The organism is Pseudomonas sp. RP-B7 (assembly GCF_059803535.1).
Genome location: NZ_JAPFHC010000022.1, coordinates 75,416 through 100,971 on the forward strand (window position 1 = coordinate 75,416; position 25,556 = coordinate 100,971).

24 protein-coding genes and 1 tRNA gene are annotated in these 25,556 nt (G+C 61.0%); 17 read left to right on the top strand and 8 right to left on the bottom strand.

The window, feature by feature from the left end; translation table 11 throughout:
- Positions 1 to 29 precede the first annotated feature (29 nt).
- The 4 genes from OPU96_RS19585 (at position 30) to purT (ending at position 2,650) form a co-directional block, all read left to right on the top strand.
- Entirely contained in the window at positions 30 to 554 is a 525-nt protein-coding gene (locus OPU96_RS19585; protein WP_192299530.1) for a gamma carbonic anhydrase family protein, read from the top strand.
- Positions 551 to 766 (top strand): DUF1289 domain-containing protein, encoded by a 216-nt coding sequence (locus OPU96_RS19590; RefSeq protein ID WP_226456299.1) that lies wholly within the window; start codon positions 551 to 553, stop codon positions 764 to 766. The genes OPU96_RS19585 and OPU96_RS19590 overlap by 4 nt, the downstream gene beginning before the upstream one ends.
- A gap of 165 nt (positions 767 to 931) precedes the next feature.
- Positions 932 to 1,399: a VUT family protein gene (locus tag OPU96_RS19595; protein ID WP_192299528.1), complete on the top strand. Its 468-nt coding sequence runs from the start codon at positions 932 to 934 to the stop codon at positions 1,397 to 1,399.
- A 69-nt stretch (positions 1,400 to 1,468) separates the two neighbouring features.
- The gene (purT, locus tag OPU96_RS19600) at positions 1,469 to 2,650 is read left to right on the top strand and encodes a formate-dependent phosphoribosylglycinamide formyltransferase (protein ID WP_152746777.1); all 1,182 of its coding nucleotides are present in this window, start codon (positions 1,469 to 1,471) and stop codon (positions 2,648 to 2,650) included.
- 105 nt (positions 2,651 to 2,755) lie between these two features.
- On the opposite strand, the gene OPU96_RS19605 is transcribed toward purT, so the two are convergent.
- The 3 genes from OPU96_RS19605 to OPU96_RS19615 all read right to left on the bottom strand — a co-directional run bounded on the left by OPU96_RS19605 (position 2,756) and on the right by OPU96_RS19615 (position 6,385).
- Positions 2,756 to 4,066 carry an MFS transporter gene (locus OPU96_RS19605; RefSeq protein WP_498559531.1) on the bottom strand — a complete coding sequence of 437 codons (1,311 nt, stop codon included), beginning with the start codon at positions 4,064 to 4,066 and terminating at the stop codon, positions 2,756 to 2,758.
- A 255-nt stretch (positions 4,067 to 4,321) separates the two neighbouring features.
- Positions 4,322 to 5,560, bottom strand: a complete 1,239-nt coding sequence (locus OPU96_RS19610) for a transporter associated domain-containing protein (RefSeq protein ID WP_226456297.1) — start codon at positions 5,558 to 5,560, stop codon at positions 4,322 to 4,324.
- Between the two features lie 12 nt (positions 5,561 to 5,572).
- A complete protein-coding gene (locus OPU96_RS19615; RefSeq protein ID WP_192299524.1) occupies positions 5,573 to 6,385 on the bottom strand; it encodes a cytochrome C assembly family protein in 813 nt (270 codons plus the stop codon).
- A gap of 234 nt (positions 6,386 to 6,619) precedes the next feature.
- Here OPU96_RS19615 and ffh point away from each other — a divergent pair, with 234 nt between their 5' ends.
- The 11 genes from ffh to OPU96_RS19670 all read left to right on the top strand — a co-directional run bounded on the left by ffh (position 6,620) and on the right by OPU96_RS19670 (position 16,162).
- Positions 6,620 to 7,996 carry a signal recognition particle protein gene (gene ffh / locus OPU96_RS19620; protein WP_003175900.1) on the top strand — a complete coding sequence of 459 codons (1,377 nt, stop codon included), beginning with the start codon at positions 6,620 to 6,622 and terminating at the stop codon, positions 7,994 to 7,996.
- Between the two features lie 251 nt (positions 7,997 to 8,247).
- Positions 8,248 to 8,499: a 30S ribosomal protein S16 gene (rpsP, locus tag OPU96_RS19625; protein WP_045059142.1), complete on the top strand. Its 252-nt coding sequence runs from the start codon at positions 8,248 to 8,250 to the stop codon at positions 8,497 to 8,499.
- Between the two features lie 5 nt (positions 8,500 to 8,504).
- Positions 8,505 to 9,041 carry a ribosome maturation factor RimM gene (gene rimM, locus OPU96_RS19630; protein ID WP_498559532.1) on the top strand — a complete coding sequence of 179 codons (537 nt, stop codon included), beginning with the start codon at positions 8,505 to 8,507 and terminating at the stop codon, positions 9,039 to 9,041.
- On the top strand, positions 9,023 to 9,796 hold the full coding sequence (gene trmD / locus OPU96_RS19635) for a tRNA (guanosine(37)-N1)-methyltransferase TrmD (RefSeq protein ID WP_192299523.1): 774 nt from the start codon (positions 9,023 to 9,025) through the stop codon (positions 9,794 to 9,796). The genes rimM and trmD overlap by 19 nt, the downstream gene beginning before the upstream one ends.
- Positions 9,797 to 9,841: 45 nt before the next feature.
- Positions 9,842 to 10,192 carry a 50S ribosomal protein L19 gene (gene rplS / locus OPU96_RS19640; protein ID WP_003175895.1) on the top strand — a complete coding sequence of 117 codons (351 nt, stop codon included), beginning with the start codon at positions 9,842 to 9,844 and terminating at the stop codon, positions 10,190 to 10,192.
- Positions 10,193 to 10,274: 82 nt separating this feature from the next.
- Positions 10,275 to 10,688: an acyl-CoA thioesterase gene (locus OPU96_RS19645; RefSeq protein WP_192299522.1), complete on the top strand. Its 414-nt coding sequence runs from the start codon at positions 10,275 to 10,277 to the stop codon at positions 10,686 to 10,688.
- 151 nt (positions 10,689 to 10,839) lie between these two features.
- Positions 10,840 to 11,736: a site-specific tyrosine recombinase XerD gene (gene xerD, locus OPU96_RS19650; RefSeq protein WP_192299521.1), complete on the top strand. Its 897-nt coding sequence runs from the start codon at positions 10,840 to 10,842 to the stop codon at positions 11,734 to 11,736.
- Positions 11,737 to 11,878: 142 nt separating this feature from the next.
- Positions 11,879 to 12,610, top strand: coding sequence for a thioredoxin fold domain-containing protein (locus OPU96_RS19655; RefSeq protein ID WP_124525023.1), 732 nt, complete (start codon positions 11,879 to 11,881; stop codon positions 12,608 to 12,610).
- 129 nt (positions 12,611 to 12,739) lie between these two features.
- The gene (locus OPU96_RS19660; RefSeq protein WP_192299520.1) at positions 12,740 to 14,044 is read left to right on the top strand and encodes a homoserine dehydrogenase; all 1,305 of its coding nucleotides are present in this window, start codon (positions 12,740 to 12,742) and stop codon (positions 14,042 to 14,044) included.
- 67 nt (positions 14,045 to 14,111) lie between these two features.
- On the top strand, positions 14,112 to 15,521 hold the full coding sequence (thrC, locus tag OPU96_RS19665) for a threonine synthase (RefSeq protein WP_192299519.1): 1,410 nt from the start codon (positions 14,112 to 14,114) through the stop codon (positions 15,519 to 15,521).
- Positions 15,522 to 15,877: 356 nt separating this feature from the next.
- Entirely contained in the window at positions 15,878 to 16,162 is a 285-nt protein-coding gene (locus tag OPU96_RS19670; RefSeq protein WP_192299518.1) for a DUF3509 domain-containing protein, read from the top strand.
- Positions 16,163 to 16,332: 170 nt separating this feature from the next.
- On the opposite strand, the gene OPU96_RS19675 is transcribed toward OPU96_RS19670, so the two are convergent.
- On the bottom strand, positions 16,333 to 17,217 hold the full coding sequence (locus tag OPU96_RS19675) for a TIGR02285 family protein (RefSeq protein WP_498559533.1): 885 nt from the start codon (positions 17,215 to 17,217) through the stop codon (positions 16,333 to 16,335).
- Positions 17,217 to 18,416 (bottom strand): CaiB/BaiF CoA transferase family protein, encoded by a 1,200-nt coding sequence (locus OPU96_RS19680; protein WP_498559534.1) that lies wholly within the window; start codon positions 18,414 to 18,416, stop codon positions 17,217 to 17,219. The genes OPU96_RS19675 and OPU96_RS19680 overlap by 1 nt, the downstream gene beginning before the upstream one ends.
- A 148-nt stretch (positions 18,417 to 18,564) precedes the next feature.
- On the opposite strand from OPU96_RS19680, the gene OPU96_RS19685 reads away from it, so the two are divergent.
- Together OPU96_RS19685 and recJ are read left to right on the top strand one after the other, a co-directional pair.
- Positions 18,565 to 19,107 carry a YaeQ family protein gene (locus OPU96_RS19685; RefSeq protein ID WP_192299515.1) on the top strand — a complete coding sequence of 181 codons (543 nt, stop codon included), beginning with the start codon at positions 18,565 to 18,567 and terminating at the stop codon, positions 19,105 to 19,107.
- A gap of 92 nt (positions 19,108 to 19,199) precedes the next feature.
- On the top strand, positions 19,200 to 20,909 hold the full coding sequence (recJ, locus tag OPU96_RS19690; RefSeq protein WP_498559535.1) for a single-stranded-DNA-specific exonuclease RecJ: 1,710 nt from the start codon (positions 19,200 to 19,202) through the stop codon (positions 20,907 to 20,909).
- Positions 20,910 to 21,046: 137 nt separating this feature from the next.
- Here the strand turns inward: recJ and OPU96_RS19695 are convergent, their stop codons facing one another.
- From OPU96_RS19695 to OPU96_RS19705, 3 genes are all read right to left on the bottom strand, one after another.
- Complete coding sequence (locus OPU96_RS19695; protein ID WP_226456293.1) at positions 21,047 to 22,327, bottom strand: virulence factor family protein; 1,281 nt, start codon at positions 22,325 to 22,327, stop codon at positions 21,047 to 21,049.
- Positions 22,327 to 24,969 carry a bifunctional lysylphosphatidylglycerol flippase/synthetase MprF gene (gene mprF, locus OPU96_RS19700; RefSeq protein ID WP_226456292.1) on the bottom strand — a complete coding sequence of 881 codons (2,643 nt, stop codon included), beginning with the start codon at positions 24,967 to 24,969 and terminating at the stop codon, positions 22,327 to 22,329. Before mprF ends, OPU96_RS19695 begins: the two co-directional genes overlap by 1 nt.
- Before the next feature lie 266 nt (positions 24,970 to 25,235).
- Positions 25,236 to 25,312: transfer RNA gene (locus OPU96_RS19705), tRNA-Met, on the bottom strand.
- Between the last annotated feature and the right edge of the window lie 244 nt (positions 25,313 to 25,556).

Genomic DNA, 25,556 nt, shown 5'->3' on the forward strand with positions numbered 1-25,556 from the left:
GTTTGAATGGCATGCCGTGAGGACACACCATGAAATACCGCCTGGGCGACGCCCGCGTCGAGACGCATCCCCACAGCTGGGTGGCCCCCAATGCCACGCTGGTGGGCAAGGTCAAGCTGGAGGAGGGCGCCAACGTCTGGTTCAACGCGGTGTTGCGTGGCGACAACGAGCTGATCCTGATTGGCAAGAACAGCAATGTGCAAGACGGCAGCGTGATGCACACCGACATGGGCTACCCGCTGACCCTGGGCACCGGCGTGACCATCGGCCACAACGCCATGTTGCACGGCTGTACCGTCGACGACTACAGCCTGATTGGCATCAACGCGGTGATCCTCAATGGCGCCAGGATTGGCAAGCATTGCATCATCGGCGCCAATTCGCTGATCGGCGAAGGCAAGGAAATTCCTGACGGCTCGCTGGTGATGGGTTCGCCGGGCAAGGTGGTGCGTGAGTTGACCGAGGCGCAGAAGAAGATGCTGGAAGCCAGCGCCGCACACTATGTGCACAACTCGCAGCGTTATGCGCGTGACTTGGCTGAGCAGGAAGAATGAACCCGATTGAACGCCCCGTTGCCTCGCCGTGCGTGAGTATTTGTGCGCTGGATGACGACGATATTTGCACCGGCTGCCAGCGCACCGTGGATGAGATCACGCGCTGGGGGCGCATGGACAATGCCGAGCGCCGTGTGGTGTTGGGGTTGTGCCATGAGCGTGCGGTGGCGGCGGGGATGGTGTTTATGGTTTCGGGGAAACCAGGCGCCTGATAGATCGCTTTCGCGAGCAAGCCCGCTCCCACAGTTGAACGCATTCCTACAGAATAAACGCGGTCCAAATGTGGGAGCGGGCTTGCTCGCGAAGGGGCCCGCCCCGACGACATATTTCCAATTGTGAAGTACCCTGTGCGGCATAACCCACAGGTCCACTTTCCCATGCTCTTCCTGATCGCCTACATCAGCAGCGTCGTGCTGATCAACTTCGCCTTCTCCACCGCCCCGCACCTGGATGTCATCTGGTCCGCCTGGGGTGGCCTGGTCTTTATCCTGCGCGACATGGTGCAAACCCGCTTCGGCCACGGTGCAATCGTCGCCATGCTGGCGGCGCTGGTGCTGTCCTATGTCACGTCCGATCCGGCGATCGCGCTGGCCAGCGCCACGGCGTTTGCGGTGTCCGAGTGCATCGACTGGCTGGTGTTCAGCATCACCAAGCGTGCGCTTCACGACCGCCTGTGGATAAGCTCGGCGCTGAGCATTCCCCTCGATACCTTTATCTTTTTCGGCTTGATCGGTGCGCTTACCCCGGCCGTGGCGGGCACGGCGCTGGTGTCGAAATTCGCCGGGGTCACGGTGGTGTGGCTGATCATGGCCTGGCGCGTGCACAAGCGAGCTGTCGCCAACTGAGGCCAATTCTTGCAGTTCATGTAAAATGCCGGCCTTTCTCCCCATGATCCGCTCCCCTGAGGACCTGAGATGACCCGAATCGGAACTCCATTGTCGCCAACCGCGACCCGCGTTTTGCTGTGTGGCTGCGGTGAGCTGGGCAAGGAAGTGGTAATCGAACTGCAACGCCTGGGCGTTGAAGTGATTGCCGTGGATCGCTACGCCAATGCGCCGGCCATGCAGGTCGCGCACCGCAGCCACGTGATCAACATGCTCGACGGCGCTGCGTTGCGTGCGGTGATCGAGGCCGAGAAGCCGCACTTCATCGTGCCGGAAATCGAAGCCATCGCCACCGCCACCCTGGTAGAGCTGGAAGCCGAAGGCTTCACCGTGATCCCGACTGCGCGCGCGACCTCGCTGACCATGAACCGCGAAGGCATCCGCCGCCTGGCCGCCGAAGAGCTGGACCTGCCGACCTCGCCGTATCACTTCGCCGATACCTTCGAAGACTACAGCAAGGCCGTCCAGGACCTGGGCTTCCCGTGCGTGGTCAAGCCGGTGATGAGTTCGTCGGGCAAGGGCCAGAGCCTGCTGCGCAGCACCGACGACGTGCAGAAAGCCTGGGAGTACGCCCAGGAAGGCGGGCGCGCCGGCAAGGGGCGGGTGATCATCGAAGGCTTTATCGACTTCGACTACGAGATCACCTTGCTGACCGTGCGCCACATTGGCGGCACTACCTTCTGCGCGCCGGTTGGTCATCGTCAGGAGAAGGGCGATTACCAGGAGTCCTGGCAGCCGCAGGCCATGAGCCCGATTGCCCTGGCCGAATCCGAGCGCGTTGCCAAGGCGGTCACCGAAGCATTGGGTGGCCGTGGTCTGTTTGGCGTGGAGTTGTTCATCAAGGGCGATCAGGTGTGGTTCAGCGAAGTTTCGCCGCGCCCGCATGACACCGGCCTGGTGACGCTGATTTCCCAGGATCTGTCGCAGTTTGCCCTGCACGCGCGGGCGATTCTGGGCTTGCCGATCCCCTTGATCCGTCAGTTCGGGCCTTCGGCGTCGGCGGTGATTCTGGTGGAAGGGCAGTCGACCCAGACGGCATTCGCCAACCTCGGTGCGGCCTTGAGCGAGCCGGATACGGCGTTGCGCCTGTTTGGCAAGCCGCAAGTGAATGGTCAGCGCCGCATGGGCGTGGCGTTGGCGCGGGATGAGTCGATTGAAGCGGCTCGGGCTAAAGCGACCCGTGCTTCGAAGGCTGTTGTGGTAGAGCTGTAACCGCGTCGCGCCCTTCGCGAGCAAGCCCGCTCCCACATTCAATCGCATTCCTACAGGATAAATGCGGTCGAGTGTGGGAGCGGGCTTGCTCGCGAAATCGATCTATCAGGCAACGCGATTCAAATCATTATCCCGCGTCTCTTTCAGGCACAGCACCGCAATCAAGCTAAGCAATGCTGCCGCCGACACATACCCACCCACATAACTCAGCCCGCCCATCGCCACCAGCTTGGTCGCGAAGAACGGCGCCGCCGAGGCTCCCACAATCCCACCCAGGTTATAGGCCGCCGAAGCGCCGGTATAACGCACGCGGGTCGGGAACAGTTCCGGCAGCATCGCGCCCATCGGCGCAAAGGTCACGCCCATCAGGAACAGCTCCAGCGCCAGGAACAGCGCCACGGCCCAGGTCGAACCGTGGGTCAGCAGTGGTTCCATGGTGAAACCCGACAGGATCGCCAGGATTGCGCCGACGATCAGCACCGGCTTGCGCCCGTAGCGATCACTGGCCAAGGCCGCCAGTGGCGTCGCCAGCCCCATGAACAGCACCGCGAAGCACAGCAAGCCGAGGAACGTCTCGCGGCTGTAGCCTAGGGTGGACACGCCGTAGCTCAGGGAAAACGCCGTGGTGATGTAGAACAGCGCATAACACACCACCATCGATGCGGCGCCCAACAGCACTGGCAGCCAATGCTGGCTGAACAGCTCCACCAACGGCACTTTGACTGGCGCTTCTTTGGCCACGGCATTGGCGAACACCGGGGTCTCGTGCAGTTTGAGGCGCGCATACAGGCCAACCATCACCAGCGCAGCGCTGAGGATGAACGGGATACGCCAGCCCCAACTGCGGAACTGCTCGTCGCTCAGGCTCATGGCCAGGATCAGGAACAAGCCGTTGGCCGCCAGGAAGCCGATCGACGGGCCCAATTGCGGGAACATGCCGAACCAGGAACGTTTGCCTTTCGGTGCGTTCTCGGTCGCCAGCAAGGCTGCGCCGCCCCATTCCCCGCCCAGGCCAAGGCCCTGGCCGAAACGCAGCACGCACAGCAGGATGGGGGCCCAGGCGCCGATGCTGTCATACCCCGGCAGCAAGCCGATCAGCGTGGTGCACACGCCCATCAGCAGCAGCGAGGCCACCAGCGTGGATTTGCGCCCGATACGGTCTCCGAAGTGGCCGAACAACGCCGAACCCAGCGGGCGGGCGATGAAGGCGATACCGAAGGTCAGGAACGACGCCAGCATCTGCGCGGTGCCGGAGGTCTGCGGGAAGAACACCGGGCCAATCACCAGTGCAGCGGCAGTGGCGTAGATATAGAAGTCGTAGAACTCGATGGCGGTGCCGACGATGCTCGCCGTGGCAACCCGCGCGGTCGAGTTGGTCGGTGCAGCGGTCGCCGCTTCGTTATAGGTGGTGCTCATGAAGGTATCCCTGGCAGTCAGTGCGCGTTTGGACGCGGATTATTATTGGTCGAACACCCATGGATCAGGGTTGTGTGCGGGGCCGCTCGGGATGGGGGCGGACACCGGTCAGACACGGTAATGCGGCGCCTGTCCGCTTGGAGTGCGGGTAGCACGCGGACGGGTGGGGCTCTGGTAGGCCGCAGGGATTATAGGAAGGGCTTTGGAGATACAACAAGAGGGACTGATGCACCACAAACCAAATGTGTCAGATAGTCAGGCGGCGACCGGCACGCGATTGGTGTGCCAGATCAGCACCTTGCTCACCCGGTTGTCCTCGGTCTCGAGGATCTCCAGGCGATAGCGGCCGATCTTCAGGCACACCGCGCAATCGGGGATGGTTTCCAGCGCTTCAGTGACCAAGCCATTGAGGGTTTTGGGCCCGTCGCTGGGCAGGTGCCAGTTCAGGCTCTTGTTCAGCTCGCGGATCGAGGCGGCGCCATCGATGATATAGCGACCATCCGGTTGCGCCTCGATATGCGGGTTGTCCGCGCTCTGCTCGCTTTCGAATTCGCCGACGATCTCTTCGAGGATGTCTTCCAGGGTCACGATGCCCAGCACTTCGCCGTATTCGTCCACCACCATGCCCAGGCGCCGTTGCTGCTTGTGGAAATTCAGCAGTTGCAGTTGCAGCGGTGTGCTCTCCGGGACGAAGTAGGGCTCGTGGCAGGCGGCGAGCAACGCTTCTTTGGTCAGGCTGGCGTCGGGCAGCAGGTGCTGGATCTGGCGGGTGTTGAGCACCGCTTCCACTTGGTTGATGTCGCTGTGGAATACCGGCAGGCGTGTGTGTTGGGAGCTGCGCAGTTGCTCGATGATCGCTTCGATCGGGTCATCCAGGTTGATGCCGTCCACTTCGCTGCGCGGTACCAGGATGTCATTGACCGTGATGTTGTCGAGGGCGTGGATGCCGGGCATGCCAGGGGGACGGTCTGTGTCGGCCTGGGGCTCGGGTTCGTCGTCGTGATCAGGCAGTGGCTCGTCGCTCTTTTTCACCACGCCGGTCTTGCGGGCGAACGGGCGCAGCAACAAGAGGCTGATGCCGTTGAGCAGCCAGGCCAGGGGATAGAGGATTTTCAGCGGTACGCCCAGCAGCGTGTTGCCAAAGCCGAGCACCGCCTGCGGGTAGCGGGTGGCGAGGGCGCGGGGTAGGTAGTCGGCGAGGACCAGCAGGAGTGCACAGGAGATCAGCCAGCCCAGCCATGGACCGTTCTGCGCCCAGGCATAGATCGCCAGCAGCGTGCAGAGGATCACCACTGCGGCACGACACAGGCTGTTGCACAGGATCAGGCTATTGCGCGGAAAGTTCAGGCGGGCGGCCGCCTTGTCGCCCTGGCGAGTGCCCGGGCGCAGTGCCAGCAGGTGCTGTTGCGCGGCCTCGATAGCGGTAAACAGCGCCGCCCATAACACCAGCAAGGCGACTACCGCGAGCATCGGCCCCAGGGGCAAGTTGTCCATGATCGCGGTCCGTCAGATATGCAGGATGTATTCACGAACCAGCTTGCTGCCGAAATAGGCCAGCATCAGCAGGCAGAAACCGGCCAGGGTCCAGCGGATCGCCTTGTGCCCACGCCAGCCGAGACGGTTGCGGCCCCACAGCAGCACGCTGAACACCACCCAGGCCAGGCACGCCAACAGGGTTTTGTGCACCAGGTGCTGGGCGAACAGGTTTTCGAAGAACAGCCAGCCAGAGATCAGCGACATCGACAGCAGCGTCCAGCCGGCCCACAGGAAACCGAACAGCAGGCTTTCCATGGTTTGCAGCGGCGGGAAGTTCTTGATCAGGCCGGACGGATGCTTGTGCTTGAGCTGGTGGTCCTGCAGCAGCAGGAGCAGGGCCTGGAACACCGCGATGGTGAACATGCCGTAGGCCAGGATCGACAGCAGGATATGCGCGAGGATGCCCGGCTCCTCATCGATCACCGGTACGGTGCCGGTCGGGGCGAATTGCGCCAGCAGCACCGTCAGCAAGCCGAGGGGGAATAGCAGGACCAGCAGGTTTTCCACCGGGATGCGCGAGCAGGCGATCAGCGTCAAGGCGATCACGGCGGCAGCGATCAGGCTGGCGGCACTGAAAAAATCCAGGCCCAGGCCGACTGGCGTCATCAGGTGGGTAAACAGGCTGGCAGCGTGAGCCAGCAGGGCAAGGACGCCAAGGCCGACCAGCAGGCGTTTGTCCGCCTTGGTGCCTTGGGCCAGACGAGTGCCCTGATAGAGAGTCGCAGCGGCATACAACACGGCGGCGGCGAGGCTGGATAGCAAACTGGGTGACAAAGGGAGCATAAATCCTGTTAGGCAAGCCCGAAAGCCGCTGAGTTTGGCATACCCCCGCGTAACACGAAAGACTCTCAGGCCAGACAGCGGGTGTGCACGGCGACAGTCTTCGCTATAATCCGCGACCTGCCCACGCCGCAGGCTCGCCAAGCGCTGTTTTTAATAGCGATTTATCACAGCCTGGGCCGTCATGACCTCGGTCTACCAATGCACTTCGCTGAATAGGGCCTGAAAGGATCGCGCATGTTTGAAAACTTGACTGACCGTCTCTCGCAGACGCTGCGCCACGTAACCGGCAAGGCCAAGCTGACCGAGGACAATATTAAAGACACCCTGCGCGAAGTGCGCATGGCGTTGCTGGAAGCCGACGTGGCGTTGCCTGTGGTCAAGGACTTCGTCAACTCGGTCAAGGAGCGCGCGGTCGGCACTGAAGTGTCCCGCAGCCTGACTCCGGGCCAGGCGTTTGTAAAAATCGTCCAGGCTGAACTCGAAAGCCTGATGGGCGCGGCCAACGAAGACCTGAACCTCAGCGCCGTGCCACCGGCTGTCGTGCTGATGGCGGGCCTGCAAGGTGCGGGTAAGACCACCACTGCCGGCAAGCTGGCGCGTTTCCTTAAAGAGCGCAAGAAGAAGTCCGTGATGGTCGTGTCGGCCGACGTATACCGTCCGGCGGCGATCAAGCAGCTGGAAATGCTTGCGGGCGAAGTGGGCGTGACCTTCTTCCCGTCCGACCTGAGCCAGAAGCCGGTCGACATCGCCAACGCGGCTATTAAAGAAGCCAGGCTGAAATTCATCGACGTGGTCATCGTCGATACCGCCGGTCGCTTGCACATCGACGAAGAGATGATGGGCGAGATCAAGGCGTTGCACGCTGCGATCAACCCGGTCGAGACGCTGTTCGTGGTCGACGCCATGACCGGCCAGGATGCGGCCAACACCGCCAAGGCCTTCGGTGACGCACTGCCGCTGACCGGCGTGATCCTGACCAAGGTCGACGGCGACGCCCGTGGCGGTGCCGCGCTGTCGGTGCGTGCCATTACTGGCAAGCCGATCAAGTTCATCGGTATGGGCGAGAAGAGCGAGGCGCTCGAACCGTTCCATCCGGAGCGTATCGCTTCGCGTATCCTCGGCATGGGCGACGTGCTCAGCCTGATCGAACAGGCCGAGGCCACGCTCGACAAGGACAAGGCCGACAAACTGGCCAAGAAGCTGAAGAAGGGCAAGGGCTTCGACCTCGAAGACTTCCGCGACCAGCTGCAACAAATGAAGAACATGGGCGGCCTCGGCGGCCTGATGGACAAGCTGCCAAACATCGGCGGTGTGAACCTGGCGCAAATGGGCAATGCCCAGGGCGCGGCAGAGAAGCAGTTCAAGCAGATGGAAGCCATCATCAACTCCATGACCCCGGCCGAGCGCCGCGACCCTGAGCTGATCAGCGGTTCGCGCAAGCGTCGGATCGCCATGGGTTCCGGCACCCAGGTGCAGGACATCGGTCGCTTGATCAAGCAGCACAAGCAGATGCAGAAGATGATGAAGAAATTCTCCGCCAAGGGCGGTATGGCCAAGATGATGCGCGGCATGGGCGGTATGTTGCCCGGTGGCGGCATGCCGAAAATGTAAAGAATTCGAGCGGGAGCCTGGCTCCTGCTCCGACCCACAGGGATGTGGGATCTCCAGCAAACCCGCCGTTGGCGGGGGCTGACTCGCCGTTTTAATCGACGGCTCTATAGCAGATCTGAATGGCACGCCTATAGGCGCCAGAAAAAGACATTTGCAAAAGTCCGGATATTCCTTAGAATATGCGGCCTTTCGGGCACCTATGCCCGCTGTGCATTTAGATTTGCAGCACCGACTACAGGAACGATGTTCACATGCTAACAATCCGTCTTGCCCTTGGCGGCTCCAAAAAGCGCCCGTTTTACCACTTGACCGTAACTGACAGCCGCAACCCACGTGACGGCTCTCACAAGGAACAAGTTGGCTTCTTCAACCCGGTTGCTCGTGGTCAAGAAGTCCGTCTGTCCGTGAACCAAGAGCGCGTAGCCTACTGGCTGAGCGTTGGTGCACAACCATCTGAGCGTGTTGCTCAGCTGCTGAAGGACTCGGCTAAGGCCGCAGCCTGAGCAATATGAACGCGACGCCAGCTTTTGCTGATGATTTGATCGTTATCGGCAAGATTTACTCTGTTCATGGCGTTCGCGGCGAAGTGAAGGTGTATTCCTTTACTGATCCGACTGAAAACCTGTTGCAGTACAAAACCTGGACGCTCAAGCGCGAAGGTAGTGTGAAACAGGTCGAGCTGGTCAGTGGACGCGGGAGCGACAAGTTCCTGGTCGCAAAGCTCAAGGGTCTTGATGATCGTGAAGAAGCTCGTCTTCTGGCCGGTTATGAGATCTGCGTGCCGCGTAACCTGTTCCCTGAATTGACCGACGGCGAGTACTACTGGTACCAGCTGGAAGGTCTGAAGGTTGTTGATCAACTCGGGCAATTGCTCGGGAAAATCGATCATCTTCTGGAAACCGGCGCCAATGATGTAATGGTGGTCAAGCCTTGCGCTGGCAGCCTGGATGATCGCGAACGCCTGTTGCCGTATACCGAGCAATGCGTGTTGGCCGTCGACCTGGCAGCGGGCGAGATGAAGGTGGAATGGGATGCGGACTTCTAAGCGTGGCTAATCTGCGCATTGAAGTGATCAGTTTGTTTCCCGAGATGTTTTCCGCCATCAGCGAGTACGGCATCACCAGTCGGGCGGTGAAACAGGGGCTGTTGCAGCTCACCTGTTGGAACCCGCGAGACTACACGACGGATCGACATCACACTGTGGACGATCGCCCATTTGGCGGTGGCCCGGGCATGGTGATGAAGATCAAGCCCCTGGAAGACGCATTGGCCCAGGCCAAGGCTGCAGCGGGGGAGAAGGCGAAGGTGATTTACCTGTCCCCTCAAGGCCGTCAGCTGAAACAGGCTGCGGTACGCGACATGGCGAATGAGGAAGCACTGATCCTGATTGCCGGTCGCTATGAAGGCATTGACGAGCGCTTTATAGAGGCTCATGTCGATGAAGAGTGGTCGATTGGGGACTATGTCCTGTCTGGCGGCGAGCTGCCGGCGATGGTCCTGATAGATGCGGTTACACGACTGCTGCCTGGAGCTTTAGGGCATGCGGACTCCGCGGAGGAAGATTCCTTCACGGATGGTTTGCTGGATTGCCCGCACTACACCCGACCGGAGGTGTATGCGGATCAGCGTGTTCCCGACGTATTGCTAAGTGGCAATCACGCACACATCCGGCGTTGGCGTTTACAGCAGTCCCTTGGTCGGACCTATGAACGACGCGCCGATCTTCTGGAAAGCCGCTCGCTTTCTGGAGAAGAGAAGAAGCTGCTCGAGGAATACATCCTCGCGCGGGACGATAGTTAACAACGTATCGATGGTAGGTCCATTGACTTACCTTAGGAGCACAGCATGACTAACAAAATCATCCTTGCACTCGAAGCAGAGCAGATGACCAAAGAGATCCCTACCTTTGCCCCGGGCGACACCATTGTCGTTCAGGTGAAAGTGAAGGAAGGCGACCGTTCGCGTCTGCAAGCGTTCGAAGGCGTGGTAATCGCCAAGCGTAACCGTGGTGTGAACAGTGCTTTCACTGTTCGTAAAATCTCCAACGGTGTTGGCGTAGAGCGTACTTTCCAGACCTACAGCCCGCAAATCGACAGCATGGCCGTCAAGCGTCGCGGTGACGTACGTAAAGCCAAGCTGTACTACCTGCGTGACCTGTCCGGTAAAGCAGCTCGCATCAAGGAAAAACTGGCTTAAGTCCAGCTTCCCGATGCAGAAAAAAGCAGCCTACGGGCTGCTTTTTTGTGCCTGAAATTTGTCTATTTGCCGGTATTTGTCCATGACCTCCCGCCTTGAAGAAATCCAGCGCCGCACCGACCTGTCCGTCACCCATGTGACCAAGGCCGTGTTCCCGCCGACCACCAATCACCACAATACGTTGTTCGGTGGCACCGCCTTGGCGTGGATGGATGAAGTGTCGTTCATCACGGCCACCCGTTTCTGCCGTCTCCCACTGGTCACGGTCTCCACCGACCGTATCGACTTCAACCACGCGATCCCGGCGGGTTCCATCGTTGAGTTGATCGGTCGCGTGATCAAAGTCGGTAACACCAGCCTCAAGGTCGAGGTGGAAGTGTTCGTCGAGAGCATGAGTGCTGATGGTCGCGAAAAGGCGATCCAGGGTGTGTTCAGTTTTGTGGCCATTGATGCCGATAAGCGACCAGTGCCAGTGCTGCCTGGGTTTGTAGACTGATCTGGAACCGCGTCGCGGCCTGCGCAGGCAAGCCTGCTCCCACATTTGATCGGTGTTGGATGCAAATCAGTGGCCCAACACAAAACCCTGTGGGAGCTGGCTTGCCTGCGATAGGATCTGACAGACACTCCAGTAATCCACCTGAGCCCCCATGCCCGCCATTGACCACCCCTTGATCGACCGCTTCCTCGATGCCCTTTGGTTGGAAAAAGGCCTGTCGGACAACACCCGCCAGGCTTACCGCAGCGACCTGGCCCTGTTCAATGGCTGGCTACAGGAAAAAAATCTCGAACTGCTCAACGCCGGCCGCGAGCTGATCCTCGACCACCTGGCCTGGCGCCTGGAACAGAACTACAAGCCACGTTCCACTGCGCGATTCCTCTCCGGTGTGCGTGGTTTTTATCGCTATCTGCTGCGGGAAAAGCTGATCGCCCTCGACCCCACCCTGCAAGTCGATATGCCCCAACTTGGCAGGCCATTGCCCAAATCCCTGTCGGAAGCTGACGTGGAGGCCTTGCTCGCCGCCCCGGACCTGAGTGAAGCCATCGGCCAGCGCGACCGCGCCATGCTCGAAGTGCTGTACGCCTGCGGCCTGCGGGTGACTGAGCTGATCAGCCTGACCCTGGAGCAAGTGAACCTGCGCCAGGGCGTGTTGCGGGTGATGGGCAAGGGCAGCAAGGAGCGGCTGGTGCCGATGGGCGAGGAGGCGATTGTGTGGGTCGAGCGCTATATGCGCGACGCCCGCGGCGAACTGCTCGGCGGGCGCCCCAGCGATGTGCTGTTCCCCAGCCTGCGTGGCGAGCAGATGACCCGCCAGACCTTCTGGCACCGCATCAAGCACCAGGCCAGGGTTGCCGGGATCGGCAAGACGCTGTCGCCCCACACGTTGCGCCATGCATTCGCCACGCATTTGCTCAACCACGGGGCGGATTTGCGTGTGGTCCAGATGCTGCTCGGCCACAGCGACTTATCCACCACCCAGATCTACACCCATGTGGCACGCGCACGTTTGCAGGATATGCACGCCAAGCACCACCCGCGAGGCTGAAAACCGCCAATTTATCCCGTCACGGGCTGCCCTGCGGCCCAACTGTGGTAGGCTTTGCCGGTTAGCAAAGGGGACGGCCCATGCCCGAGTTTCCACATCGGTGCTACTGCTCCCGTCCCTGCATCTGCCTTCAGGAGTTCCCATGCGCTTGACCCAGATTATTGCCGCCGCAGCCATTGCGTTGGTTTCCACCTTTGCCTTCGCCGATGACGCTGCCGAGCAGACCATCCGCAAGAGCCTGGCCAACCTGCAGCTCGATACCCCGATCGAAAGCATCAGCGCCAGCCCGATGGCCGGCCTGTATGAAGTCAAGCTCAAGGGCAGCCGCGTGCTGTACGCCAGCGCCGACGGCCAGTACATCGTCCAGGGCTACCTGTTCCAGTTGAAGGATGGCAAGCCGGTCAACCTGACTGAAAAAGCCGAACGCCTGGGTGTTTCCAAGCTGATCAATGGCATTCCGGTGGCCGAGACTGTGGTGTACCCGGCTATCGGCGAGACCAAGACCCATATCACCGTGTTCACCGACACTACCTGCCCGTATTGCCACAAGCTGCACGCCGAAGTGCCTGCGCTGAACAAGCTCGGCGTGGAAGTACGCTACGTAGCGTTCCCGCGCCAGGGCCTGGGTTCGCCGGGTGACGAGCAGTTGCAAGCGGTGTGGTGCTCGGCCGACAAGAAAGCGGCCATGGACAAGATGGTCGACGGCAAGGAAATCAAGGCGGCCAAATGCGCCAATCCGGTTTCCAAGCAATTCGCCTTGGGCCAGTCCATCGGTGTGAACGGTACGCCGGCCATCGTTTTGGCCGACGGCCAAGTGATTCCGGGCTACCAGCCAGCACCACAAGTTGCCAAACTGGCGCTCGGTGCCAAATAAATCAGTATCGTCGAAACGTCGACGATCAAGGCGCGCTGACACGTCGGCGAGTCGTTAATTGCAAGCCGCAGTCGTGCGGCTGTTTTCCACGGCCGACCTAGCGTCGGCCGTTTCATGGGGAGTTCTTCAGTGAAACCGGTCAAAGTAGGCATCTGTGGGTTAGGGACCGTCGGTGGCGGCACCTTCAACGTACTTCAGCGTAATGCTGAAGAAATTTCCCGCCGTGCAGGTCGCGGGATTGAAGTGGCGCAAATTGCCACGCGTTCGCCAAAGCCTCAGTTCGAAACGACCGGTATTGCGATTACCAACGATGTCTTCGCCGTTGCCACCAACCCTGAGATCGATATCGTCATTGAGCTGGTCGGCGGCTACACCGTGGCCCGCGAGCTGGTGCTCAAGGCCATCGAGAACGGCAAGCACGTGGTCACCGCCAACAAGGCGCTGATCGCCGTGCACGGCAACGAGATCTTCGCCAAGGCGCGCGAGAAGGGCGTGATCGTGGCGTTCGAAGCCGCGGTGGCCGGTGGTATCCCGGTGATCAAGGCGATCCGGGAAGGCCTGTCCGCCAACCGTATCAACTGGGTGGCCGGCATCATCAACGGCACCGGTAACTTCATCCTCACCGAAATGCGCGAGAAGGGCCGCACCTTCGAAGACGTGCTGGCCGAAGCCCAGGCCCTGGGTTACGCCGAAGCCGACCCGACCTTCGACGTGGAAGGCATCGACGCCGCGCACAAGCTGACCATCCTGGCGTCCATCGCCTTTGGTATCCCGCTGCAGTTCGACAAGGCCTACACCGAAGGCATCACCAAACTGACCACCGCGGATGTGAACTACGCCGAAGCCCTGGGCTACCGCATCAAGCACCTGGGCGTTGCGCGCAGCACCCCGGCCGGTATCGAGCTGCGTGTGCACCCGACGCTGATCCCTGCGGACCGCCTGATCGCCAACGTCAATGGCGTGATGAACGCCGTGATGGTCAACGGTGACGCCGCCGGCTCCACGCTGTTCTACGGCGCCGGTGCCGGTATGGAGCCAACCGCTTCGTCGGTGATCGCCGACCTGGTGGACGTGGTGCGTGCCATGACCAGCGACCCGGAAAACCGCGTACCGCACCTGGCCTTCCAGCCGGATTCGCTGTCGGCCCACCCGATCCTGCCGATCGAAGCCTGCGAAAGCGCCTACTACCTGCGTATCCAGGCCCAGGATCACCCGGGCGTACTGGCTCAGGTCGCGAGCATCCTGTCGGAGCGCGGTATCAATATAGAGTCGATCATGCAGAAGGAAGTCGAGGAGCAAAACGGCCAGGTGCCGATGATCCTGCTGACCCACCGCGTGCTCGAGCAGCACATCAACGATGCCATCACCGCCCTGGAAGCCCTGCAAGGCGTGGTCGGCCCGGTGGTGCGCATCCGCGTCGAACACTTGAACTAACCGATTTGTTCCAGGGGCCCCGTACGTGCGGCGGCCTCTGTTCGAGAATGTTTTAGAGGAGCCAGTCATGCGTTACATCAGCACCCGCGGCCAGGCACCGGCCCTGAATTTCGAAGATGTCCTGCTGGCAGGCCTTGCCACCGACGGCGGCCTGTACGTGCCGGAAAACCTGCCACGCTTCACCCAGGAAGAAATCGCCTCGTGGGCCGGCCTGCCGTACCACGAGCTGGCGTTCCGGGTGATGCGCCCGTTCGTCACCGGCAGCATTCCGGACGCGGATTTCAAGAAGATTCTGGAAGAGACGTACGGCGTGTTTTCCCACAACGCTATCGCCCCTCTGCGTCAACTGAACGGCAACGAATGGGTCCTGGAGCTGTTCCACGGCCCCACCCTGGCGTTCAAGGACTTCGCACTGCAACTGCTGGGTCGCCTGCTGGACTACGTGCTGCAAAAGCGCGGCGAGCGTGTGGTGATCATCGGCGCCACCTCCGGTGATACCGGTTCGGCGGCCATCGAAGGCTGCAAGCACTGCGAAAACGTCGACATCTTTATCCTGCACCCGCACAAGCGTGTGTCGGAAGTGCAGCGTCGGCAGATGACCACCATCTTCGGCGAGAACATCCATAACATCGCCATCGAAGGCAACTTCGATGACTGCCAGGAAATGGTCAAGAACAGCTTCGCCGACCAGAGCTTCCTGAAGGGCACACGCCTGGTGGCGGTGAACTCGATCAACTGGGCGCGGATCATGGCCCAGATCGTCTATTACTTCCACGCCTCGCTACAGCTGGGTGGCCCGGCCCGCTCCGTGTCGTTCTCGGTGCCGACCGGCAACTTCGGCGACATCTTCGCCGGCTACCTGGCGCGCAACATGGGCCTGCCGATCAACCAGTTGATCGTCGCCACCAACCGAAACGACATCCTGCATCGCTTCATGAGCGGCAATCAGTACGTCAAGGAAACCCTGCACGCCACGCTGTCGCCGTCCATGGACATCATGGTCTCGTCGAACTTCGAACGCCTGCTGTTCGACATGCACGGTCGCAACGGTGCGGCCATTGCCGGCTTGATGGACACCTTCAAGCGCGGCGGCGGTTTCAGTGTGGATGAAGAGCGCTGGACCGAAACCCGCAAGCTGTTCGACTCCCTGGCCGTGGACGACGCGCAGACCTGCGAAACCATCGCAGAAGTCTATGCCCAGACCGGCGAGCTGCTGGACCCGCACACCGCCATTGGTGTGAAGGCCGCCCGCGAATGCCGTCGCAGCCTGGACATCCCGATGGTGATCCTGGGCACCGCGCATCCGGTCAAATTCCCGGAAGCGGTGGAGAAGGCCGGTGTCGGCAAGGCCCTGGAATTGCCGGTGCACTTGGCTGACCTGTTCGAACGTGAAGAACGTTGCACAGTCTTGGCCAATGACCTGAAGGCTGTGCAGACGTTTGTGAGCCAGCACGGAAATCGTGGCAAGCCGCTCTGATTCAATGGCTTTGCGAGGTTGCTCAAGCCCGTCTTCGTGACGGGCTTTTTTATTGGGGCAAGCCATACCCATGGATTAGCGACGTTTTTTGTTTTTGGCAAGCCCGGCCGAGCGCTATGAGAATAGCTTCTGTGCGACCTCTATTACGGTGCCGACAGCGGCATAAAAGCCTGTTGCGTAAGCATTTATGTGCGCCGTTTTTTGCCTGTCATGTTTCAAGCGCATGCTGGAACCCGTCACCCCTGACGCCCCCATAAAGACGATAAAGCGAACTTTCCTACGTCACAAACAGTCACTTAGGATAGATGCAGCTCCCGTTGAAACGATTGTTCCCGAACTATTGAGTGGTGATCGAGATGGAAAGTATCAGCCTATTGCTCGAAGAAGCACTGAGCCCTTATCAGGTTACGCTGACCACCTCTGGTGTGCAGGCCGAGTGCCTGGTAACCGTGAAGAACCCTGCTGGCGCCATCGTGGTCGAGCGTGAAGTCGACCGCGCCCAATTGATGGACAAGCGTGTGCTGGTGGATGTGGTGGATTGCCTGCTGCGCGACATCAAGATTGCCGAAGGGCGCCTGGAGCCCTCGGTCATTGCAGCCTTGCGCAACGCAGCCCAGACCCGCAGCGCCGCCGTTGCATGAAGAATTGTTTAATCATGGAAACTTCCTACGGCATGGCCGGTCAGATTTCGTAACAGCAAGAGCAAACATTGTGCTCCGGTGTTTGTGCCTTGCTGTACTGGTCTTTGTAGGCCACGTTTAACCCCGAAGTGTCTCCCCACTCTTCGGGGTTTCTTTTTGCCCGGGATTTGTCACTGCTCCGGGAAGTCCTGGAAAAAGCTCGGGTTGTCCCGCAGGTAACGTTCGCGCAAGACCGGGTCCAGCCACGACGCATACGATTGCTGCACCTGCTCCAATGGAATCTCACGCAGCACTTGATTGATTCGCGCTATGGCCTGGCGACCCAGGGGTGTATCCGAGCAGGCAATGTGCGTGTGTTGGTAAGGTGCCGTGCCCTTGATGGGATAGAAGCTCAGGTCGTCGGTGGCAATGCCCTGTTGCTGGGCGTGGTAGCGGATCTCCGGCCAGTAACCCAGTACCGCCTCCAGGCGTGCCAGGCGCTGCATTTGCAACAGGCTGCCCAAGGCATCGTTGCCGTAGTGAAGGGCGAGCGTGTGGGGATCGGCGTGCTTGAGCTGCTCATCGATGACCGGCCCGTAGCTGCGCTCCGCGATCGCGCCCACCCGTGTCTTGTGGGCATCGAGGAAGGCCTGCAGGTCAAACTGGCCCTCGATGATGTAGGGCTTCATCGCATCCAACTGGCTGTGCCGGATCGCGATGCCATTGCTGGCAACCACAAATGCCTGGCTGGAAAACACGATGTACTTGGCGCGTTCTGGCGTCCACAGCAATGACGGGTCGCAGGTGAACGTAGGTTCGCGCAGCATCTGCATGCCACGCGCGCGATTGACGTGCTGCACCTGATGCCGGTACTCCGGCAAGTGTTCGATGAGTATCGGCAACAATTGGTCCAGCGCGCCCTGGCCTTTGCCCGGCCCCTCGAAAATGGTCAGTGGCGGCAAGTCGCGCAGCAGCCAGATCAAGGTGTCTTCGGCATGCGCCGTTGCAGGCAGCCCACCCAGTATTGCGCAGGCGAGGCACCACTGGATGAACCAGCATCTGCACCGGTGAGCCATCAGATCGCGCCTTCCTCACGCAAACGCACAATGGCGGCAGGGTCGTAGCCCAGTTCAGCGAGTACCACGCTGTTGTGTTCACCCAGTTGCGGCCCGACCCATTCGCAACTGCCTGGGGTGTCCGACAGTTTTGGCACGATGCCTGGCATCTTGAAGTCCTTGCCGCCGGGCAGTTTGGCCTGGAGGAACATTTCCCTGGCGAGATATTGCGGGTCGCCCAGCATGTCTTCGGCGCTGTAGATGCGGCTGGCGGGCACCTCGGCGTTGTTCAATGCTTCGACCACCTGATCCAGCGCAAGCGAATTGACCCAGCGATCAATCACGCCATACAGCTCATCGCGGCGGCTGTCGCGCCCGTCATTGCTGGCCAGTTGCGGATCATTGGCCAGGTCTTCGCGACCAATGGCCAGCATGAACCGCTTGAAGATCGCATCACCGTTGGCGCCGATCTGTACGTGCTTGCCATCGGCGCTGGTATGGATCGACGACGGTGTAATGCCCGGCATGATGTTGCCGGTGCGCTCGCGGATAAATCCGAAGACATCGAACTCGGGGATCATGCTTTCCATCATGGCGAAGATGGCCTCATACAGCGCCACGTCCACCACCTGGCCCAGCCCGCCATTCACCTCGCGATGACGCAGCGCCATCAACGCGCCGATCACCGCCCACAGCGCGGCAATCGAGTCGCCGATGGAAATCCCCGTACGCACCGGCGGGCGGTCCTCGAAGCCGGTGATGTAGCGCAGGCCGCCCATGGATTCGCCCACCGCACCAAAACCCGGCTGGTCTTTCATGGGCCCGGTCTGGCCAAACCCCGACAGGCGCACCATCACCAGCTTGGGGTTCAGTGCATGCAAGGTTTCCCAGCTCAGGCCGAGCTTCTCCAGCACGCCGGGGCGGAAGTTTTCGATAAGGATGTCGGCGTCGGCCAGCAACTGTTTAAGGATCGCCAAACCCTGTGGGTGCTTGAGGTTCAGCGTCAACGACTGCTTGTTGCGCGCCTGCACGAACCACCACAGCGAAGTGCCTTCATACAACTTGCGCCATTTGCGCAACGGGTCGCCGCCGTCCGGGGATTCGACCTTGATCACCTCGGCACCGAACTCGGCACAGATCCGTGACGCAAACGGGCCAGCGATCAGGGTGCCCAGTTCGATGACTTTCAGCCCGGCAAGTGGTTTGGCGGTAAACGACATGAGGATCCTTGCAAGCATGAGACGGTGGTGTGATGCCTTTTAACATAGGCGAGCGGCCCAGGGATAAGGATGATGCAGCGCAGTATTCGTTGAATGGCCTCGCCATCGGTTAGACTGGCCGCCTTTCCCTGTCTCTAGAAGTCCGTTCATGGCCCAGCCGTCCACGACCTACAAATTCGAACTCAATCTCACCGACCTCGATCGTTCGGTGTACGAGAGCGTCAAACAGACCATCGCCCGGCATCCTTCGGAAACCGAAGAGCGCATGACCGTGCGCCTGCTGGCCTACGCCCTCTGGTACAACGAACAGTTGTCGTTCGGTCGTGGTCTGTCAGATGTAGACGAACCAGCCCTGTGGGAAAAAAGCCTGGATGACCGGGTTTTGCATTGGATCGAAGTTGGCCAGCCCGATGCCGACCGCCTGACCTGGTGCTCGCGCCGCACCGAGCGCACCAGCCTGCTGGCCTATGGCAGCCTGCGTGTGTGGGAAGGCAAGGTGGTGCCGGTGGCGAACAACCTGAAGAACGTGCACATCGCAGCTGTGCCGCAGGACGTCCTGGAGATCCTGGCCAAGGACATGCCGCGCGTTATCAAGTGGGACGTGATGATCAGCGAAGGCACCATGTTCGTGACTGACGACCGTGGCCAGCACGAAGTGCAGCTGCAATGGCTGGTCGGCGAACGCGGCTGAACCTGCAGCAGCAGGCAGCTCCCACAAAGGGCCTGTGCCGTTTTCACTATTCCTGTTTAACCGTTGTATCGAAGAGAAGCCTTCCTCACCCCATGCGTATCGATCCCCGCCCGTTGCCCGCCGTCCTGCCGTTTCTCGGTGATCTGCCACCGCTGTTGACCCGCCTCTACGCCGCACGCGGGGTACAGTCCGAAGCCGAGCTGGATAAAAGCCTGGCGCGGTTGATTCCCTATCAGCAGCTCAAGGGCATCGACGCGGCGGTGGATTTGCTGGTGACGGCCCTGGAACAGCGCCAGCGCATCCTGATCGTCGGCGACTTCGACGCCGATGGCGCCACTGCCAGCACCGTGGGCACCCTCGGCCTGCGTTTGCTGGGTGCGGCCCATGTCGATTACCTGGTGCCCAACCGCTTCGAATACGGCTACGGCCTGACCCCGGAAATCGTCGCCGTGGCCTTGCAGCGCGAGCCGCAGTTGCTGATCACTGTGGACAACGGCATTTCCAGTGTCGAAGGCGTGGCGGCGGCGAAAGCGGCGGGGCTGCAAGTGTTGGTCACCGACCACCACTTGCCGGGCGATGAGCTGCCGGCGGCGGATGCCATCGTCAACCCGAACCAGCCAGGTTGCGAGTTCCCCAGCAAGGCCCTGGCCGGCGTGGGGGTGATCTTTTACGTGCTGATGGCCCTGCGCGCGCGTTTGCGCAGCCTGGGCTGGTACGAGAACAAACCCCAACCGAACATCGGCGAGTTGCTCGACCTGGTGGCCCTGGGCAGTGTGGCCGACGTGGTGCCGTTGGATGCCAACAACCGTATCCTGGTGCACCAGGGCCTGGAGCGTATCCGCGCCGGGCGTGCGCGGCCAGGGATCAAGGCGATCCTCGAAGTGGCCAAGCGCGACGCGGCGCGCATCACCTCCACCGACCTGGGCTTTATCCTCGGGCCACGCCTCAACGCAGCCGGACGCCTGGATGACATGAGCCTGGGCATCGAGTGCCTGCTTACCACCGACTTCGCCGCCGCGCGGGAAATGGCGGCGCAACTGGATGGCATGAACCAGGACCGCAAATCCATCGAACAAGGCATGCAGCGCGAGGCCCTGGCCCAGCTCAAGGACTTGCCGGTGGAGTCGATGCCGTACGGTTTGTGCCTGTTCGACCCGGAATGGCACCAGGGCGTGATTGGCATCCTGGCGTCGCGCATGAAGGAGCGCTACTTCCGCCCGACCATCGCCTTCGCCGATGCCGGTGATGGCTTGCTCAAGGGCTCAGGGCGCTCTGTACCGGGCTTTCACATCCGCGACGCGCTGGCGGTGGTCGCGAGCCAGCATCCCAACCTGATCGCTAAATACGGCGGCCACGCCATGGCGGCGGGGCTGACATTGCCCGAGGAACATTTCCCACTGTTTGCCGAAGCCTTTGATGCTGAAGTGCGTCGGCAACTGCGCGAAGAAGACCTCACCGGGCGCCTGCTGTCCGATGGCACCCTGGCGGTCGAAGAGTTTCACCTGGAACTGGCCCGCGCCTTGCGCCACGCCGGCCCGTGGGGGCAGCACTTTCCCGAGCCGTTGTTTCACGGGGTGTTTCAGTTGGTGGAACAGCGCGTGGTAGGGGAGCGGCACCTGAAGGTGGTGCTCAAGAGCGAATGCGGGTCGGTGAAGCTCGATGGCATTGCGTTTGGGGTGGACCGTGAGGTGTGGCCGAACCCGACGGTGAAGTGGGTGGAGCTGGCCTACAAGCTGGATGTGAATGAGTTTCGGGGCAATGAAACGGTGCAACTGATGATTGCGCACATCGAGCCACGCTAGACCTTAATCACACCACGAAACAAATGTGGGAGCGGGCTTGCTCGCGAATACGGAGTGTCAGTCAAAGTTGCTGTGACTGATCTACCGCTTTCGCGAGCAAGCCCGCTCCCACATTGGGTTTTGCGTATGGCGCAGGATTACTCGGCCTTGGCCTGGTGCTTGACGATGATGTCCACCAAGCGCTTGGCCAGCGCCGGGTAGTTCTCATCAAAGTGATGCCCACCGGGTAGCTTCAAGGCTTCGCCTACAGCGGTTTTGTCGGTGCAGCCACTCTCGTCGACTTCTTCCGCACCGTAGATGCACACCACCTTCTCTGGCGGCAGCTTGGCCATTTCCGGGCCGGTCGCGGCTTCCTTGCCGGCGTTGCCCAGCCAGCCTTCCACTTCGATTTCAAAGCTGCCGGTACGGGCGAATGCCAGCAGGATGATCGCATCTACCCGTTGCTGTTCGTTTTCCGGCATGCGGTTGTAGATCGCTGGCAGCACGTCGGCACCGAACGAGTAACCGGTCAGCACGAAGCGCTTGGTGCCCCATTTCTGCCGGTAGTGCTGCATCAGCTCGGTGAGGTCCTTGGCGCTTTGTTCCGGGGTCTTGTGCTGCCAGTAGTAGCGCAGCGTGTCGATGCCGACCACCGGGTAGCCGATCTTGGCCATTTCACCGGCCACGTCACGGTCCAGGTCACGCCAGCCGCCGTCACCGGAGAGGAACAGGGTCACGGTGTCCTTGGCCTGGCCAGCGGGCACTTCGACCACTGGGATCGCCAGGCCGCCGTTGTCCGAGCCCACCAGTTGCTTACGCAGCTCGTTGTTCAGCACTTGCGGGTAATGAATGTCGTAGTCGCTGATGCTGGTGGTAGCGCGCGGTGTGTCGCGTACGAAACTGGCGCTTTCATCGTCAGGGTTATCGTTCCAGGCCACCAGCCAGTTGCCGTGGGCCGAGGTTTTCGGCAGTGGGTCCTTGCAGCCTTCCTGCACCAGGGCGAAACCGACGGAGATCGCGTTGGCCTTGTCGTCGTTCTGTGTCGCCAGCCAGCGCCAGGCGAGGGCTGCGCCAGGGCCGATGCCGCTGACCAGGGTGGCCGGGCCTTTGAGCTGGGCCAGGGCGCCTTGCAGCGCTTGTTCCTGCAACTTGCAGTCATCCTTTGGCAGGATCACTTGGACGATTTGTGCTTTACCACCCTGGCTCAGGGCAATCAGTTGGCTGTCGGTCAGGGTTTCTTCGGCCATCACGGCCACCGCTACGCGAGCTTTTGGCGTGCCGTTCGGGGTTACGCGGGTGATCACCGAACCGTCGGCCTGGGGCAATTGCTCCAGGGTTGGCTGCGGGGCAGGGCGGCTCCAGTACCAAAAGCCAGCGCCCGCGACCAGGGCGAGCAGCACTACCAGGGCCAATACATACCGCCAGGAACGTCGAATCATCAGCGTTTCACCAATCCAGTCAAGCCGCCCGCGATCAGGGCGGCGGTATCGGCCAGTGCCACCAGCGGATCAAGTCCTGCGGGCACGGCCATGTAACGGGGTTCCCAGTCGGGCTGGAACTTGTCTTTGAAGCGGCGCAAACCTTGGAAGTTATACAGTTGCTCGCCACGGCGGAACACCATCGAACCCAGGCGCTGGGTCAGCGGTGCGCCGCGACGTGGCTGCAGGCCCGACAACGGCACCATGCCGAGGCTGAAACGGGCGTAGCCATGACTCTTATAGTGCTGAATCAGGCCGACCATCATGAACTCCATGGTCAGCTTGGGTGCGTCCGGGTGGGCGCGCATCAGGTCGAGGCTGGCCAGGTCGTGGTTGTACGTCTCGAGCAGGTTGGCGAAGGCCACCGGGCGCCCTTCGAAGCGAATGATCGCAATGCGAAAGTGCTTGAGGTAGTCGTCGCTGAACCGGCCCAGGGAAAAACCCTTTTCCCGCACGTTCTTGCCGGTCAGCCAGGCGTCGGAAATGACTTTGAGCTCATCCATCGGCGCGGTGCCCGGTTCATGGATCTCCAGGGACAGGCCGTCCCGGGTACCACGGTTCCAGGTGTAGCGCAGGTCCTTCATCTCTTTGCCCTTGGCTTCCAGGTCAAAGCGTTTCAGGTCGACGCGGGCTTCTTCGCCCAGTTTGATCGCGGTCAGGCCGATGTCCATGTAGTACGGCAGGTTTTCCGCACGCACCTGATAGAACACCGGGCGGGCGTGGTGGATGTCGCATAGGTCACGGAATTGCCAGATCATTTCGGCGCGAGGTTGGGTCGGGCCGATCGGATCGTACAAGGCTACCAGGCTGCGGCCACGACGGGCGTACATGAGGAAAGCTTCATCATTGGGATGAAACAGCAGCGCCTTGTCGCCGGTCAGCGCCAGGCCGCCGTCGGGCTGGGACGAGGCCATCAGGATCTTGCTGGCGCGCTCCAGTTCGTCAGGTGTCGGCAGGTGGATCACCGGGCGCGCAGTACGCAGCAGCCAGGTCAGGGACACGATCACCAGCAACACGGCGGCACCCAGCAGCGAGCGCAGGCCGCGGGGGGCGTTGGCGTCCAGGGTGAACTGCCACCACAGCTGATGGCTGTACGGTACGTCCTGGTAAGCGAACAGCAGCAGCCAGATCGACGCCCCGAGCACACAGACGCTGGCCACCAGGTACAGCGGCGAGAACGGCAGTTCGGTGAGGCGGCTGGCGCGATAGAACGAGCGTCGGAAGATCGCCAGCAGGATCGCGGTCATGGTCATCAAGCTGGCTTCTTCCCAATCGAAGCCTTTGAGCAGCGAGAGCAGGGCGCCCGCCAGCAACAGCACCATGGTCAGCATCCAGGCGGCCGACAGGCGTCGACGCAGGCCCTGGGCCAACAGCAGGCACAACACGCCGATCAGGCTGGCGCCAAAGTGCGAGGCGTCAATCAGGCGGTGGGGAATCAGGAAGCCGATGTTTTCCAGGCGTGAGTCGATTTCTGGCGTGGCGCCGGAAAACAGCAGGACCACGCCGGACAAAAAAACCAGCACGGCCAACACCGGTGCCGCGAGGCCTGAGGCAACCCGCAGGCTTTGCTGGGTCTGGAACAGGCGCTGGGCTTCGTTGACCAGCAGGAATACGCAGGCGATCAGCAGGGGCAGCACCACGTAGATCATGCGGTAAAGCAGCAGAGCGGCGGCCAGCGGCGCGGCGCCGAGCTTATCGGCAAAGGCCGCGAGCAGGATGGCTTCGAAAACCCCGACACCCCCCGGCACATGGCTGAGCACACCGGCGGCGAGGGCCAGCAGGTACACCAGCAGGAACGGACCAAACGGTGGCGCTTCCGGCAGCAGCATATAAAGGACGGTGGCGGCAGCGGCGACGTCGAGTGCGGTGATGACCAGTTGCAGGAAGGTCAGACGCGCGCCGGGCAGGCGCAGGGTGCGGCGGCCGATCTTGACCAGCAGGTTATCGGCAAACGGTTGCTCCGGCAGGCGGCGGCGATAGAGGCCGACGCACAGTGCGATCGACAGCAGCAGCACCGCACCGGCGACGCCGCCGAGCAAACCTTGCGACAAATTCAGTGCCGTGGCCGCGGCGGGCAGGTTGCTCAAGGTGGCCAGGGCGGCGAGAGGGGGCAGGGCACAACCGAGCGCCAGGCTGGCGAACACGGTCATGCGGGCGACTTCCGAAGCGCCAATACCGTGGCGAGCATACAGGCGGTAACGCACCGAGCCGCCGGAGAGCATCGACAGGCCAATCGCGTTGCCAATGGCAAAGGCGGTGAAACCGCCATGGGCCAGGGTCTTGGCCGGTAACTTCACCCCGGCATAGCGTGCGCCGGAGAATTCGTAGCCCAGCAGAATGACGAACCCGGCCACCGCTGCGGCAAACGCACCCAGCAGGGCAGGCTTGGGCACTTCCAGGATCGAGTCGTGGAGAGCGTAGAGATCCAGTTCCAGCAGCAAGTGTCGGCAAGCGATCAGGGCGATAGCAAACAGCAACAGGGTGACGGCCAATCCGATGGGCTGGCGGTATTTGCTCAACAGATCCAGCCAGCGCAAACGGGTGGGAGTGATCGGTTGTTCTGCTGTGACGGTGTCTTGTGGTTCAGACGAGTTGGCGCGCATCAATCACCTCGTGGATTGTGCGCGACAGGATGGAGGTATCCAGCCAAGTTACCAATCCCTATGGACAAAATAATTACAAATATTAACGCGTATCGCCGGGGGCGGCGACTGCGGCCATTGGTCGTAGAGGATTAAGCATAGCGTGCGATGAAATGGACTCTACAAACCGTGTACGGTTTCATGAAAGATGCCATGTCATTGTTTCAGAAGAACTTTTTCACCGGATACAAAAAAGGCCACTCTTTCGAGTAGCCTTTTTTGATGTTTGGTTGCGGGAGCCGGATTTGAACCGACGACCTTCGGGTTATGAGCCCGACGAGCTACCAGACTGCTCCATCCCGCGTCTGTGGGCGGCATTCTACAGCCAAGCGGCGGGGTGTCAACCGTTAATCAACTAATGGGTCAAATAAGTGTGAATTGACTGTCATCGGTTGGCCGTGCGCGGTAAGTGCGCGATGGGGAAAGACTTTTTTGTCTTACAATTTTCATACATCCCCAAAACAGGCGCGCACAAAAAAGGCCACTCTTTCGAGTAGCCTTTTTTGATGTTTGGTTGCGGGAGCCGGATTTGAACCGACGACCTTCGG